Source organism: Cellulosilyticum ruminicola JCM 14822, from assembly GCF_001311925.1.
Taxonomy (GTDB): Bacteria; Bacillota; Clostridia; order Lachnospirales; family Cellulosilyticaceae; genus Cellulosilyticum; species Cellulosilyticum ruminicola.
In genome coordinates, this window is record NZ_BBCG01000015.1 from 31258 (window position 1) to 45062 (window position 13805).

11 protein-coding genes and 1 riboswitch are annotated in these 13805 nt (G+C 32.5%); of the genes, 6 read left to right on the forward strand and 5 right to left on the reverse strand.

From position 1 onward, the window contains the following. The first annotated feature begins 94 nt into the window (after positions 1–94). Both JCM14822_RS07260 and JCM14822_RS07265 read left to right on the forward strand, forming a co-directional pair. A complete protein-coding gene (locus JCM14822_RS07260; RefSeq protein ID WP_054741017.1) occupies positions 95–1366 on the forward strand; it encodes a cadherin-like beta sandwich domain-containing protein in 1272 nt (423 codons plus the stop codon). A 74-nt stretch (positions 1367–1440) separates the two neighbouring features. Beyond that, positions 1441–2004, forward strand: coding sequence for an S-layer homology domain-containing protein (locus tag JCM14822_RS07265; RefSeq protein ID WP_054741018.1), 564 nt, complete (start codon positions 1441–1443; stop codon positions 2002–2004). 40 nt (positions 2005–2044) lie between these two features. Here JCM14822_RS07265 and JCM14822_RS21725 read toward each other — a convergent pair whose 3' ends face one another. Together JCM14822_RS21725 and JCM14822_RS07275 are read right to left on the reverse strand one after the other, a co-directional pair. Continuing rightward, the gene (locus JCM14822_RS21725) at positions 2045–3031 is read right to left on the reverse strand and encodes a peptidylprolyl isomerase (RefSeq protein WP_083461315.1); all 987 of its coding nucleotides are present in this window, start codon (positions 3029–3031) and stop codon (positions 2045–2047) included. Positions 3032–3272: 241 nt separating this feature from the next. After that, positions 3273–3962, reverse strand: a complete 690-nt coding sequence (locus JCM14822_RS07275) for an outer membrane protein assembly factor BamD (RefSeq protein ID WP_054741020.1) — start codon at positions 3960–3962, stop codon at positions 3273–3275. Between the two features lie 175 nt (positions 3963–4137). Between JCM14822_RS07275 and JCM14822_RS07280 the strand changes: the two genes are divergently transcribed. Together JCM14822_RS07280 and JCM14822_RS24475 are read left to right on the forward strand one after the other, a co-directional pair. Continuing rightward, positions 4138–6144: a methyl-accepting chemotaxis protein gene (locus JCM14822_RS07280; RefSeq protein WP_054741022.1), complete on the forward strand. Its 2007-nt coding sequence runs from the start codon at positions 4138–4140 to the stop codon at positions 6142–6144. A 118-nt stretch (positions 6145–6262) separates the two neighbouring features. Continuing rightward, on the forward strand, positions 6263–6370 hold the full coding sequence (locus JCM14822_RS24475) for a hypothetical protein (protein WP_304502431.1): 108 nt from the start codon (positions 6263–6265) through the stop codon (positions 6368–6370). Positions 6371–6551: 181 nt separating this feature from the next. On the opposite strand, the gene adhE is transcribed toward JCM14822_RS24475, so the two are convergent. Beyond that, positions 6552–9167, reverse strand: coding sequence for a bifunctional acetaldehyde-CoA/alcohol dehydrogenase (gene adhE, locus JCM14822_RS07285; protein ID WP_054741024.1), 2616 nt, complete (start codon positions 9165–9167; stop codon positions 6552–6554). A gap of 501 nt (positions 9168–9668) precedes the next feature. Further along, complete coding sequence (gene srtB / locus JCM14822_RS07290) at positions 9669–10478, reverse strand: class B sortase (RefSeq protein WP_054741026.1); 810 nt, start codon at positions 10476–10478, stop codon at positions 9669–9671. A gap of 219 nt (positions 10479–10697) precedes the next feature. Between srtB and JCM14822_RS19225 the strand changes: the two genes are divergently transcribed. Then, entirely contained in the window at positions 10698–11093 is a 396-nt protein-coding gene (locus JCM14822_RS19225; protein ID WP_083461316.1) for a zinc-ribbon domain and TM2 domain-containing protein, read from the forward strand. A gap of 267 nt (positions 11094–11360) precedes the next feature. Here the strand turns inward: JCM14822_RS19225 and JCM14822_RS07300 are convergent, their stop codons facing one another. Further along, a complete protein-coding gene (locus JCM14822_RS07300; protein WP_054741028.1) occupies positions 11361–12719 on the reverse strand; it encodes a D-alanyl-D-alanine carboxypeptidase family protein in 1359 nt (452 codons plus the stop codon). A 213-nt stretch (positions 12720–12932) separates the two neighbouring features. Between JCM14822_RS07300 and JCM14822_RS07305 the strand changes: the two genes are divergently transcribed. After that, a complete protein-coding gene (locus JCM14822_RS07305; RefSeq protein WP_054741030.1) occupies positions 12933–13577 on the forward strand; it encodes a TetR/AcrR family transcriptional regulator in 645 nt (214 codons plus the stop codon). Positions 13578–13691: 114 nt separating this feature from the next. Beyond that, positions 13692–13774, forward strand: a riboswitch (cyclic di-GMP riboswitch). The last annotated feature ends 31 nt before the right edge of the window (positions 13775–13805 follow it).

The window sequence follows — 13805 nt, forward strand, 5'->3', positions numbered from 1 at the left end:
ATGTTTTTTAGAACTTAAGATATGATAAGATGAAGATAAGGCATAAAATCAAGTATCATAATAGAATAGACATAAGATTTAAGGAGTGGGTAAAATGAAAAGACTCAGGGAGATAGGTGCACTCACATTATGTGCGGGAGTTATTTTAAGTGGAAGTCTTGTAAATGCAAATAATATAGAAGAACAAAATCAATTATCAGTAACAATTCAGGATACTGAAGAGTTTGAATTACCAAAAGTAGGCATACATATACCAGGAGGAATACCTATAAGCGACGTACAGCATATGGTTTACTTTAAAGTAGTGGATGCAGATACAGGATTACCACTTCAAGAAATCAGGTCTTTTGAATGGTATATTCCTACTTTTGTAGCTTATACAATAGAACCAACTACAAAAAGGTTAAAAATAAGCTATAGATTAGCACAGTGGGACGGCGGTATAGATGGACAGTGGTTTAATGTCACAGAACTTAGAGAAATGGAAGTTGAACTGAATAGAAAGGGTATAAACAATAGTACGGACAACTGGACTAATTTAAAAATAGAGCGTGATAATACAGATGCTTTTGAAATACATATTTTAAAGAATGTTAGTGCAGAAGAAATAGGTGGCAGCAAAAATAATTATTTACAGTCAATAACTTTAGGTGAAGGTAAATTAGAACCAGAATTCACAAAAGAGAATACACAGTATACATTACAGGTAAATAAAGATACAAAGTACTTAGCAATTTATCCTAAAGCAGAAGATCCTAAAGCAGAGGTAGACGAAGAAATAGTTACACCGCTATCATTGGGCAAAAATCACATTACGATTACAGTAACTGCTGAGAATACTAAGCAGCGTCAATATTATATTGATATTATGCGTGGAACTGAAGAAGATAAAAGATTAGAAGAAGAAAAGGATAAGCTGGAAAAAGAAAGTGCCAAAGTAAGTTCATCAGGACGTTATAATACAGACCGTGATTTAAGTAGATTTAGTAAAGTAACACATGTGGCGACGAAAGTATCTATGGATGGCAGTATGATTGCTAATTCAGGTATGAAAACTCAAGAAATCATACCATTGCTTAGTGAACAACAGAAGGAACAGATTTTAGAACGATTCATACAAAAGGTACCATATACTTCATTAGGTTATACTGTAAAAGTAGATGACATGAAGATAGCTACACAAAATATGTTTACAGATGATCAGATTAAAGAATTAATAGCTTCTTCAGAAATGATGGCACAGTTAGGGATTAACATCAATGAACTTGTTACAACTGTTAGATTACAAACTACTGGCGGTGTAGTATATAGTGACATTGAAGAAAATGAAGATATAAAACAGCCATTGACGAGGCTATTGGTTTAGGAATATTAGAGGCATCTAAAGATGGTAGCTTTTATCCAAATAGTAATATTAAGTACGAAGAAGCTTTAAAGATTATGGATAAATTACTCCTTATTCATCAGATAGAGACGATGAAATTAGGTCGTTCTACAATAAATCTTTATTTCAAAAATGTAAATATGGCAGAGCATCCATATGTAGGCTCAATAGCATCTAAACTTCAAATTAAAACACTGAAAAATCTAGCAGATAAGCAATTAGGAGAGACTTTAACACGACAAGAGTTGGCACAGATAATTTATGAAGTGACAGAAAATAAATTAGTCTTAAACCATGATGATGTACATATTGGAGATATACAAGATAATAGTTATGAACCAGCATTAATATATGCTGTACAAGCTGGACTTATGGAATTAGATGGTGAAAATATTTCACCTGCTAAAGCAGTTACAAAAGGCGAAATGGTTCAAGTACTTATGAAGCTCAATAAAGCTATAAAAACACAAAAAGAAGCAGAAGCTAAGGCAAAAATTGAAGCAGCCCAAAATATCACTTCACCAGAGCAAGATCCATTAGCAGTTAAAGCTGGTACATCAACAAATACAGACCAAACATCAAGTGGTCAAGATCAGTTTAATCGAAGAACCGCAGAATAAATAAAAAGAATGCAAAATTATAATTTTGCATTCTTTTTATTTATTTTTCAACCTTAGTTGGTGCAGGGTAAGTGATGCCTTGGGTATTTACGCGAAGAGTTTCGATAACTACTGGGGTTTTTGGTTTGTCAGAAGGTCCTGTTGGAACGTTTTGAACTTTATTAATGATATCGAGCCCTGAAGTGACTTTACCGAATGCAGCATATTGGCCATCAAGGTAAGTGGCTTCTCCTGAGACGATGAAGAATTGGCTGCCAGCACTATTTGGCATATAATTTCTAGCCATAGAGATGACACCTACTTCATGTGAAAGTGTATTTTGAGTAAAACCATTTATTTCAAATTCGCCGGCAATGCTATAACCAGGGCCTCCCATACCAGTGCCTTCTGGATCACCACCTTGAATCATGAAGTCTGAAATGATGCGATGGAAAGTAAGTCCATCATAAAAACCACTGTTAGCGAGAGCAATAAAGTTGTTTACTGTATTTGGTGCCATTTCAGGATAGAGTTCTAATGTAACAATGCCATAGTCTTTGATTTTTAAAGTTGCTACAGGAAGTTCTGTTTTTTGAGAAGCATCAGTTGCATTTTTTGAAGTGATGCTAATAAGTTTAGTTGCATTATCCCAATTAACAGTGCAGTTTAATTGCTCACTTACAAAACGTAATGGTACCATTGTTGTATTGTTTAAAGTAGTTGGTGCTTTAGTAAGTATTTGTTTTGTATTGTTTACAAGTGCTGCAGTTTTTCCAAGTGTAAGGACGATTTTCTGACTACTTTTTGTAATCGTAATTTCTTTATTTCTGGAATTAAAGTTAACAGTAGCTCCTAAATTTTCACTGATTACGCGAAGTGGTACAAGGGTTGTTCCATTTTCTTGAATAGGTGCAACAGGTGTACTTAATAACTTGTTATTTAGTTTAATTTGTGTTTGATTTGGATTTGCAAAGCAAGAAATGGTAAGTACTGTAAAAGTTATAGAAAAATTTAGCCAATTTTTGGTAAAAGAGTTAATTAGTCTCATATACAATCTCCTTTGTATCGTAAATATTTCCTAAAAAAATAGGACTAGATAATAGTATTATAGCATATATTTACTATGGACAAAGGCAGTTTATAAGATACCTATAGAAAAATATAAATAAAATAAATAAAATAAATAAAAAATAAATTAAAAAAACACAAATGTTGTGATAATATAAAAATAAGGGGAAGAGTTAAAAATAAGGGGCATAGTTAGCCCCGTTTTAGGAGAAAATTAGAAATTACTGAGAAGTGTTACTTGAAGTAGCTGAATTATTAGTTGAATTTGTAGTTAGACTTGAATTTTCAGTAGGGGTATTAAGGGTATTTGTAAGTTTTCTGATAGTATATAGAATATTGCCGGAGAGGGCATTCATGAGATCTAGATTACTTTCAAGTTTATTAACTTTCCATGTATTATCTTTAAGGGTAAGAGAAATAGGAATAGATACGATAAAATCTTGTTTACTTTCATCAATACGTTTTACGATGACATCTTCAGCCTCTCGAACAATTTCATCGTCTTTTGCACCATTGAAAGTCATAGTAAGGTCCGTATCTAGATAATCTAAGATAATACTCTCAAAGGCTTTTCCTAAGTCATAACATCTAAAATTTACAGTAGTTGTGGCCTTAGTAGAATCGTTAGGATCAATAGCAGCCTTTTCAACAGTATAAGTAAAGTCAGACATTTTACTGAAGAGTTCATTGGCAACTTGAGGTGAGATACTTTCGACTTTGTTTTTGAAGTTAGGAAAGTTATCTACATTTTCAGCATAGTACGTTTTTACAGAAGAATAATCCTGGTGCTGCATAGCTTGCAAAAAGGAACTTGTAGTTTCACTAGGATTAGGGTCCTTAGTAGTACTACAGCCTATGAGACAAAGGGCTATAAACGTACTTAATATAAGAATCAGAGTTCGCTTTTTCATAAAAACCTCCTAATGAGATATAAGTTTATATTTAATATTTACCAAAAACATAAATCTTATCAATTTTTTTGAAGCTGTTTTAGTTTAAATGATTTAATTATGAGTCGGGGGGATGTGCAGCATTCTAAATTTAGATATTAAGGAATGAAAAAATTAAAACTAGGAGGCGACGAAAATGTTAGGGTCTAATCAAAAGCGTAAAGGATCAATAAGAAAACATTTGATTTTAATGAATGCATTATTTGCGATAATACCATTACTTATTGTAAATATTATTTCCAGTGTTCAATCTGTAAAGGTTATGGAACAAAATAGTAGTAAGCTTACTACAGAGATGGTAAAGCAGACATGTGCAAATTTAGATTATTTTTCAGGAGATATTGAAAAGAATATTAATAAATGTATAGTCAATAATCTTAATAACTCTAGTGATAACCTTATTAATACATATATGCATTCAAAAGATGTCATTACACAGACTGTAGCTTTTGTTAACATTAAAAATCAACTCGTCAGTATAAGTGCATTAGAAAATAGCATGGATAGCTTAGCTATTGTTACAGAAGAAGGAAAGATAATAGGAAAGTTAAATAATTTAAGTAATGAAGAGCTTTCTACAGTTAAAGATATAGGGTGTGAAGATAATAAAGGTATATGGTTATTAGACATAGCTGGAAAGGATGGTGTTTATTATATTAAGAATATACAAAACACCATTACTGGAGAGAAATTTGGAAAAATCGTCATAAAGGTAAATATGAAAAGTTTAAATGAACAACTGGGGGATGTTGTTCTATTTAAAGGTGCTAATATCAGTATTGTAGATCAAGAGGGAAATATTGTACTTAGTTCGGATAGTAATTTAAGGATATTACAAAACAGAACAAAAGACTATATAAAATCCGCAAATGGTGCAAAAAATGGTAGTGAAATGGTAGATGATTGTTTAATTGCTTATGCTATAGGTGAGAATGGGTGGAAAGTTGTTTCTGAAATTCCAAAATCTGCACTTACAAGCGACTTAAAGCGAGTAACAACATTAGTATGGTGCTTAATCGCTGTAGTTATTGTAGCTGCAATTGGTATAGGAGGAATTGCAGCTAATAGTATTACAAAAAGTATAGTGGAACTCATGAAACTTATGAAAAGAGCAGAACAAGGTGATTTAACTGTTGCAGTTAATATAAAAAGGCAGGATGAATTAGGTATGTTAGGTGACAGTTTTAATCATATGATATGTAACATTAGGGAACTTATTTTAGAGACAAAGCAGGTTGTGGTAGAGACATTAGAAGCTGGCGAAGTATTAAGACAAAGCAGTGATCATTCTGTGGAAACATTCGGACAATTAGTGTTTTCAATAGATGGCATTACAAATGGCTCCAATGCACAGGCAGAAAATATGCAAAATACAACTATGGCTATGGAGCATCTTTCAAAAAGTATTCAAGAGGTTATTCAAAATACAGAAGAGATTTATAACAATACTCAAGGTGCCAGAAATATTATCAATGAAGCTGCAGATAGTATGGAATCATTAAATCAAACGATGGCGGATTCCACAGCAGTTATAAGAAATATTCGTGAAGGTATAGAAATACTTAATAAAAAGACGAAAAGCATTGAACAGATTATGGCCCTTGTAGATGGCATTAGTGAAGAAACGAATTTACTTGCGTTAAATGCCAGTATTGAGGCTGCTCGGGCTGGTGATTTAGGTAAGGGATTTGCAGTAGTTGCTAAAGAGGTTAAGAAGCTGGCTGAAGAATCTCAGAAATCTACAAGCCATGTAAGAGAAACGTTAAATGATATAGAGAGTAAAACATCATCTTGTGTAAAACTTGCAGAAAATGCGAAGTCAATCTTTGAGAATCAAGCACAAGCTGTAGAAAAAACATATCATGCATTTACTACAATTATTGAAATTCTAAAGAAAATAGATATGCAACTAGGAGTAGTTAATGAAAAAACATCGCATATGGCTAGCTTAAAAAATGAGATGAGTCAAAAAATGGAGAATATTGCCACTACCACAGCAGAAAACGCTTCAGCTACACAAGCTGTAAATAATTTAAGCCTTGAACAAAAGGCTATGATGAATAAACTAAGAAATTTAGCTGAGAAGCTTTCAGAGAGTGTAACAATATTGGAGAAAACTATTCATAATTTTAATATAAGATAAATTATTGTTGAATATTATAAAAATGTTGTTATGATATAAATAGTTCGTCTTTTAAAGCTATTGGCATATGTTTTAAATATAGAATGATAAATGAAAATGCCAATAGCATATAGTATTTATTCTAAAGTTTAGAAGAAAAATAATGTTTGGACAGACTAAAGCAGATATAAGAGAAATACTAAAAAAACTATGTGAATACAAAAAGATAGAAATAATAGAAGATTAAAGAAGCTAAAAAAATTTTTACCCAAACTATAAAATCAACTATTTTTGATTATATAAATAAAAGAAAATAGTAAGTTAAAGAGAGTGTCGCAAAATGTTTTGCGACACTCTCTTTTTGATTGATTGATGGATTTTGATAATTGTATAAACTGAAGTGTAAACTTAATTATTTACTTAGTAAATTATTTACCGTAGTAAGCTTTTCTGTAAAGTTCAGCAAGCTCTGTTACTTTTGGTAATCTTGGGTTTGCTGTTGTACATTGATCTTCGAATGCTTTATAAGCAAGTTCTTCGATTTTTGCATTGTAAACTTTTTCATCGATTCCCATTTCTTTAATTGTAAGAGGAATATTAAGTTCTTTCATTAAGTTTCTTACAGCATTAGCAAGAGATTTAACACCTTCTTGTGGAGTAGACGCTGGAAGACCAAGTGTTCTAGCGATTTCTTGGAATTTTTGTGGTGCAATGTATTTTTCGTATTTAGGGAATACTACAAATTTACTTGGGTTAGTATCACCATTGTACTCGATTACGTGTGGTAAAAGAATAGCATTTGCACGACCGTGAACGATGTGGAATTCACCACCTAATTTGTGTGCGAGAGAGTGGTTGATACCAAGGAATGCATTTGTGAATGCCATACCAGCCATTGTAGATGCGTTGTGCATTTTTTCTCTAGCAACTGGGTCTTTTGCACCGTTTTTGTAAGAACGTGGTAAGTATTCAAATACCATTTGGATAGCTTTCATAGCAAGGGCATCTGTGTAGTCAGAAGCAAGGATTGATACGTAAGCTTCGATAGCATGTGTTAATACGTCAAGTCCTGTATCAGCTGTTGGTACAGCAGGAACGCTCATTACGAAGTCTGGATCAATGATAGCTACGTTTGGTGTTAATTCGTAGTCAGCAAGAGGGTATTTCATGTTTTTAGATTTATCTGAGATAACTGCGAATGATGTTACTTCAGAACCTGTTCCTGATGTTGTAGGAATAGATACCATTTGAGCTTTTTGGCCAAGTTTTGGGAATTTGTATACACGTTTTCTAATATCAGCGAATTTTTGAGCCATAGCAATGAAGTCTGCTTCTGGTTGCTCGTAGAATAACCACATACCTTTAGCTGCATCAAGAGCTGATCCACCACCAAGAGCGATAATTGCATCTGGTTGGAACGCATTCATCATTTCTGTACCACGGCGAACTGTTGTTAAGTCTGGATCTGGTTCTACATCGCTGAAGATATCAACTACTGGTTTGTTAGGGTTTTTGCTTAATTGATATGTTAATTTATCAACATAACCTAATTTAATCATCATTGGGTCAGTTACGATTAATACTCTAGAAATGTTAGGCATTTTAGCTAAGTATTGAACTGAACCTGCTTCGAAATAAACTTTTTCTGGAATTTTGAACCATTGCATATTAACTCTACGTTTTGCCACCCTTTTTGTATTGATTAAGTTTACTGCTGTTACGTTTTGAGATGTTGAGTTATGTCCATAAGAACCACAACCAAGTGTTAATGATGGCATATTTGTATTGTAAAGGTCACCAATAGCACCGTGTGTAGATGGAGAGTTAACTACGATACGTCCAGTTTTAAGACGATGGCTGAATTCTTTAATAACTTCATCATCAGTAGAGTGGATAGATGATGTATGACCAAGACCACCCATTTCAACCATGATTTCAGCTTTTTTGATACCATCTTCTACATCTTTAGCTTTAACTACTGCAAGTACTGGAGAAAGTTTTTCTCTAGAAAGTGGATAGTTAGGACCTACACCTTCAATTTCGCAGCAAAGGATTTTTGTTTCTTTAGGAATTGTGATACCAGCCATAGCAGCGATTTCATATGGATATTTACCAACGATTGCAGCGTTAACCATATTTTTTTCAAGGTTGATTACAACTGGTTCAAGTTTTTTAATTTCTTCTTTAGTAGCGAAGTAGCATCCTTGAGCTTTCATAAGAGCTACTACTTTGTCATATACTGGTGCTTCGATGATAGCAGCTTGTTCAGATGCACAAATCATACCATTATCGAATGCTTTACTTAAAATAATATCGTTTACAGCTCTTTCAATTACAGCTGTTTTTTCAATGAATGCTGGAACGTTACCAGGTCCAACACCAAGAGCAGGTTTACCTGTAGAGTAAGCAGCTTTAACCATTGCAGAACCGCCTGTAGCGAGTACTAATGCTACTTTTGGATGATTCATAAGTGCGTTAGTTGCTTCAATTGATGGATGTTCAATCCATTGTACACAGTTTTCTGGAGCACCAGCTTCAATAGCTGCATCTCTTACGATACGTGCTGCTTCAGCAGAACATTGTTGAGCTGATGGGTGGAAACCGAAGATGATTGGATTTCTTGTTTTAAGAGAAATGATTGCTTTGAACATTGTTGTTGATGTTGGGTTTGTTACTGGTGTAACCCCTGCTACAACGCCAACTGGTTCAGCTACCATCATGAATGATTCTTCATCATTGTCTTCGATGATTCCAACTGTTTTATCATATTTAATACTGTGGTAAATGTACTCAGTAGAGAAGATGTTTTTTGTTACTTTATCTTCGAAAATTCCGCGGCCTGTTTCTTCAACAGCCATTTTAGCAAGTTTCATTTGATTTGAAAGACCTGCAAGAGCCATAGCTTTTACAATTTTATCGACTTGTTCTTGATTAAGTTTAAGCATTTCGTCTAATGCAACTGATGCTTTTTGTGCTAATTCATCAACCATTTTTACTGGATCGATAACTGGTGTTTCAACTTTTGCTTTTTTATTTTCTGACATATTTGTAACCTCCTAGTGTTAACCTGTTGTTAATGTCTCATGGGACATTAAATGATATATATGATAAATTTTGTGATGCCTATTTAAAATATAATGTTATTTTTTTAACAAAATATTTCATAAAAAAATGTAGTTAGTTATTTGAAAACTTTAAAGTTGACTACAAAATGATGATAACACACCTCCTATATGCTTGTCAATAATTTAACACACTAAAAAATAACTTTTTTTACTTGACATAGAGAAGGTAATTGTAAAGAAAATTACATAAATTTGGATAAAAATTGAAAATATATAGTCTGAGCAATTGTTAAAAACATAACGTTATAGAATGGGAAGAATTCTAATTATTCTTCAATATGTAATAAAACTATAAATATCAAGGAGCTGATAGATTGCATAAAAAGAACCTAGGTTTCAGGGGGAGAAACCTAGGTTGAGGGGGGATTTAGCGATGTACCTCACACTTGGTACGTTAGTATTATGGTCAGTTAAGAAAAATTATATACATTCATTAAAAAAATTATTTAATTTTTTTGCTTGTACAACGGTACGTGCATTATCTAATTCATAACTACATGTAACAAGTGAAATAATCTGATCATCTTCATTAAAAGAAATATCTTTTTTAAAGAGAGAACGAGAGTGACAATTAGAAATATAATCTAAAAAGTCTGCATTATCCTTATAATAAACACCTATGGTTTCTGTGTCTGCATTTACAATATACACACTAAATACTTCATATGTAAATGTTTCAGAAAGAGTGCTTACAAAGATATAAGGATGTGTATCAAAGAAATCTTGTTTTTTGTAATTAACTAAGGCATGGAACATGGAACCATTATTCATATTATGTCCATAGATGAGCGTATTTTGATCGCTTAAATCTTTATTATTACGATGATCAATATAAATGCTGCCATAAATCGAATCATCATCTTTACTGTTGTGAGTAAGATAATATTGATTGTCACTATGTTGAACTAGTGGATAGTCAATAGGTGTGCCATCGATTGTAATCCATCCAATTACTTCTTTATTAAGTTCTAATAGGGGTAAGAATTTATCTTGAATAGTAGGCGTTGGGTATTCTTTGGAAATATCAGGAATATCATTAGAGAAATCTATAGTATTAGAAGAAGATGAGTTAGGTATATTATTTAGGTTTACACAAAGTTGTTCTTGGCTTTTATAAAGAAGAAAGTTTTTAAGAGATGGTGCCAAGTAAAAAAGGATTATACAGAAGCCACATATAATAAGAAGAAATGCAATAAAATAAGATGATTTTAAATGGTTAGACGATTTCATAATAACCTCATTTCTTTATTGATAAATTAACAATAATTAGTTTTAGACGATTTGAAAAATATTTAATAGTATTTTATATTGTTTGATAGAGTAGGTCAATTAAAGAGAAATGTTTAAATAAAAATTTATTTAGAAAATACAGATGAATTTTAAAACGTGTACTATGTATATAGGTAGAGTGATATAATAGAACTATATTTAAGAGAATGGAGGAAAGCGATGTATTGTATAAATTGTGGCAATCAAATAAGTGATGATAGTAATTTTTGTCCTGAATGTGGTGCACAGCAAAATGTGGGTACAAATAATACACAGGAAGGACAATATTATTACAAACAAGATTATCAAAATGGTAATTTTACAAATAATAATTATGGATATAATAACTATAACATGCCAAAGCAAAAATCTAGATTAGTAGCAGGATTACTTCAGATTTTCTTAGGATGTTGTGGCGCTGGAAGATTTTATTTGGGGTATACAGGTATGGGACTAGGACAACTTTTTTCTAACTTCTTATGTGGTGCTGGCTATATATGGGCATTTATTGATGGTATTCTCATCTTATGCGGCCGCGTCCAAACAGATGCTAGAGGAATCCCATTAAGGGATTAAATGTAAAAGGCTTAGTTGGTGAAGTAGTTGACAGTCGAGTAAGGTCCAAGGGGGCTAACTATACCTTCTATAATTTGTGATACTCTAAGTTCGATAAGCAAAGAAATGGTATGAACTTTAAGCTAGTCTACTACATACAACAAGCCGATTACTGAGGGGCGTATAATTGAGAGGATAAAAGATACTGTAATCGAAATGATTGTGATATTATGAGATGAAAAAAAGATTGAATGCGTTTACTTGTGGGGAGTAATGCATTCAATCTTTTTATTTTGGAGTATAAGAGTAACTATCGTAACGGTTTAAAAGCTCTGAAAATCTGTAGGCTGTGTAGATCCCTTGTTGGAGGGTAAGGGGACTATTTGGATAGAAGTTTTGGGCGTCATCTACCATCATGAGACCTGATTGAACCATGAAATGAATGGCATCATCATAAGCTGCTTTGACTTCCGTTAAATCAGTGACATTTGGGATGACTGGTAAATAGTCTGTACTAAACCCTAATGATTGTAAGAAATCGTAGTTAAGTTTGGCTGCATTTTTTCTTGAAAGATGTTGGCTTTCATTATAAATAGAACGGCCAGAATAAAGAATTTGACCAGCTACTGTTTCTTGATATTTTTCTGGAAGAGCTTTTTGTAAGATTAAGAGAAATTCTCTTTGTGAAATCGGTGCCATATAGTTTTGAACTGAATTGTTAATCCAGCCACGTTCTAAGGCAGCATTTACATAAGGTTCTGCCCATTCAGAATAACTGGTGTTTTTAATTTGTAGTTCGCCTGTATCTGTTTGGATAAGACTGAAGTTCTTTGCACCATAATCTAGAAGTTTGTTCATATCAATAAATTGATTTGGGGCATCTGTACGCATAGTTACTGCAATAAGGTCAATATTATCATAGTGTGCTTTTGTAACGAGTGTACGTTTGGCTGGTGTATGATAACCTGTTTTACAGCTTGTTACAGCAGAATTATAATAGTTGCTATTTGGATTAAGTAGGGCAGAAGTATGGGTAAGTGGAATACGATTGCCATTACTTTGATCTGTAAATGTATAGTTAAGTGTACTAGCGATTTTGGTTAAAGTTTGATTAGCGAAGGCTCCACGTGCAATAAGGCCTAAGTCGTAAGGTGTGGTATAGTGGTCTTCATCATGATAACCATGAGGATTAATAAAGTGAGAAGCAGTGGCACCTAAAGCACAGGCCTTCTCATTCATCTTTTGTGCAAAAGCCGAAATGCTACCAGCATCTTTAACGGCCATATCATAAGCTACGAAATTATCAGAAGCCATCATTATGGCATGGACACCATCATAAGCAGAATAAGAACTGCCTACATTTAAACCTATTTGACTACTATCAGAAGGCACATTAGCCAGTGAATCTGCGGTTTTAGTAATTAATAAGTTTTTATCTAAATCTTCAACTAGAAGTAGTGAAGTTAAAATTTTAGTTGTACTTGCAGGGTAAAAAGTCTCGTTTGCATTTTTAGCAAATAAAACAGTTTTAGTTGTAGGTTCAATTAAAACTGCACCATCTGAGCTGAGTTCAGGAAGTGGTGTAGCCCATAGAGAATTACAAATAAATGAAAGTCCTAAAAGGAAGTAAATAAATTTACGATACATCAAAAGTTCCTTTCTGTAATTAATTAGGAATACTTATCCTTAGAACCTAATTATAGCACTAAAGACTATAAGGAACAAATAATAGTGGTCAACAAATTTATATACATATAGTTCTATATTAATAAAAAAATTTATAAAAATGTATATTAACATCAAAATAGACCATACTTTAGAAGAATATAAGTTGAAAAGTTGAAAGGAGATTTATAAATAATGATGTATCAATCCTTAGAAAAATTTTCACTCAGAAAGATTAATTATGTAAAAACAAGAACTACTATTTTGAAAACTACAGTTAACCTATTGAAGCAGGAAGAATTTGCCGATATTACTGTAGATGAAATTTGTCAAAAAGCACAAATCTCACGTGGTACATTTTTCAATTATTTTCCTACTAAAGAACATATCTTTCATTACTATTTAAGAATTTTCACTATTCGTATTGCTCTTAGAATGAAAGAGTGGCCTGAGGGAATCAGTTTTCATGAACAAGTTGCTAAAATCTATGAATGGTTTAAACAGGATAAACAATATGTGAAGTTCTTAAATAACTATATTAATTTTGTACTTAATGTAGGAGAAGAGGCAAATGAAATGAAGCTAATTGATGCCGAGTTTGTTTATTTCTTTAATAGCATAACAGAAGATGAGTATGCTTATTATAATGAGCTGACTTTAGGTAAGTTATTTGAAGATATGTGTGAAAAAGCAAAAGATAAAGAAGAGATAATATTGAGTGATAATTCAAAAGAACTTAGTAGTATCTTAATTGGCACACTAGCAGGAAGTTACCTTAGTGATGTAGTTAACTCTGAAAAGAGTCATTTGGATATATTTGAAAAAATATGGTATAAATAAAAGGTAAGATGCAAATAATAAATATCGTGTATTTTGAAAAATGAAAAAATTGTAAAAGTGTTTTAAATAAGAAAAGTTATAGTATATAATAAAGACAAGTTCGAGGAAGCTAATTAAATAATTTGGCAAAATTAGAGAAATCTAATGACGCAAAGCTATAGGGATTAAGGTGAAAACTATGTCAGCCAGCTGCTCAATATATGTATCGTAGATATATATTGGTTACAA

Excerpts from the sequence above, each read along its gene's own strand:
- JCM14822_RS21725 (WP_083461315.1), bottom strand. The coding sequence starts at position 3,031 with ATGAGACTAATTAACTCTTTTACCAAAAATTGGCTAAATTTTTCTATA.
- JCM14822_RS07265 (WP_054741018.1), top strand. The coding sequence starts at position 1,441 with ATGGATAAATTACTCCTTATTCATCAGATAGAGACGATGAAATTAGGT.
- adhE (WP_054741024.1), bottom strand. The coding sequence starts at position 9,167 with ATGTCAGAAAATAAAAAAGCAAAAGTTGAAACACCAGTTATCGATCCA.
- JCM14822_RS07260 (WP_054741017.1), top strand. The coding sequence starts at position 95 with ATGAAAAGACTCAGGGAGATAGGTGCACTCACATTATGTGCGGGAGTT.
- JCM14822_RS07300 (WP_054741028.1), bottom strand. The coding sequence starts at position 12,719 with ATGTATCGTAAATTTATTTACTTCCTTTTAGGACTTTCATTTATTTGT.
- JCM14822_RS07275 (WP_054741020.1), bottom strand. The coding sequence starts at position 3,962 with ATGAAAAAGCGAACTCTGATTCTTATATTAAGTACGTTTATAGCCCTT.
- JCM14822_RS07280 (WP_054741022.1), top strand. The coding sequence starts at position 4,138 with ATGTTAGGGTCTAATCAAAAGCGTAAAGGATCAATAAGAAAACATTTG.
- JCM14822_RS19225 (WP_083461316.1), top strand. The coding sequence starts at position 10,698 with ATGTATTGTATAAATTGTGGCAATCAAATAAGTGATGATAGTAATTTT.
- JCM14822_RS07305 (WP_054741030.1), top strand. The coding sequence starts at position 12,933 with ATGATGTATCAATCCTTAGAAAAATTTTCACTCAGAAAGATTAATTAT.
- srtB (WP_054741026.1), bottom strand. The coding sequence starts at position 10,478 with ATGAAATCGTCTAACCATTTAAAATCATCTTATTTTATTGCATTTCTT.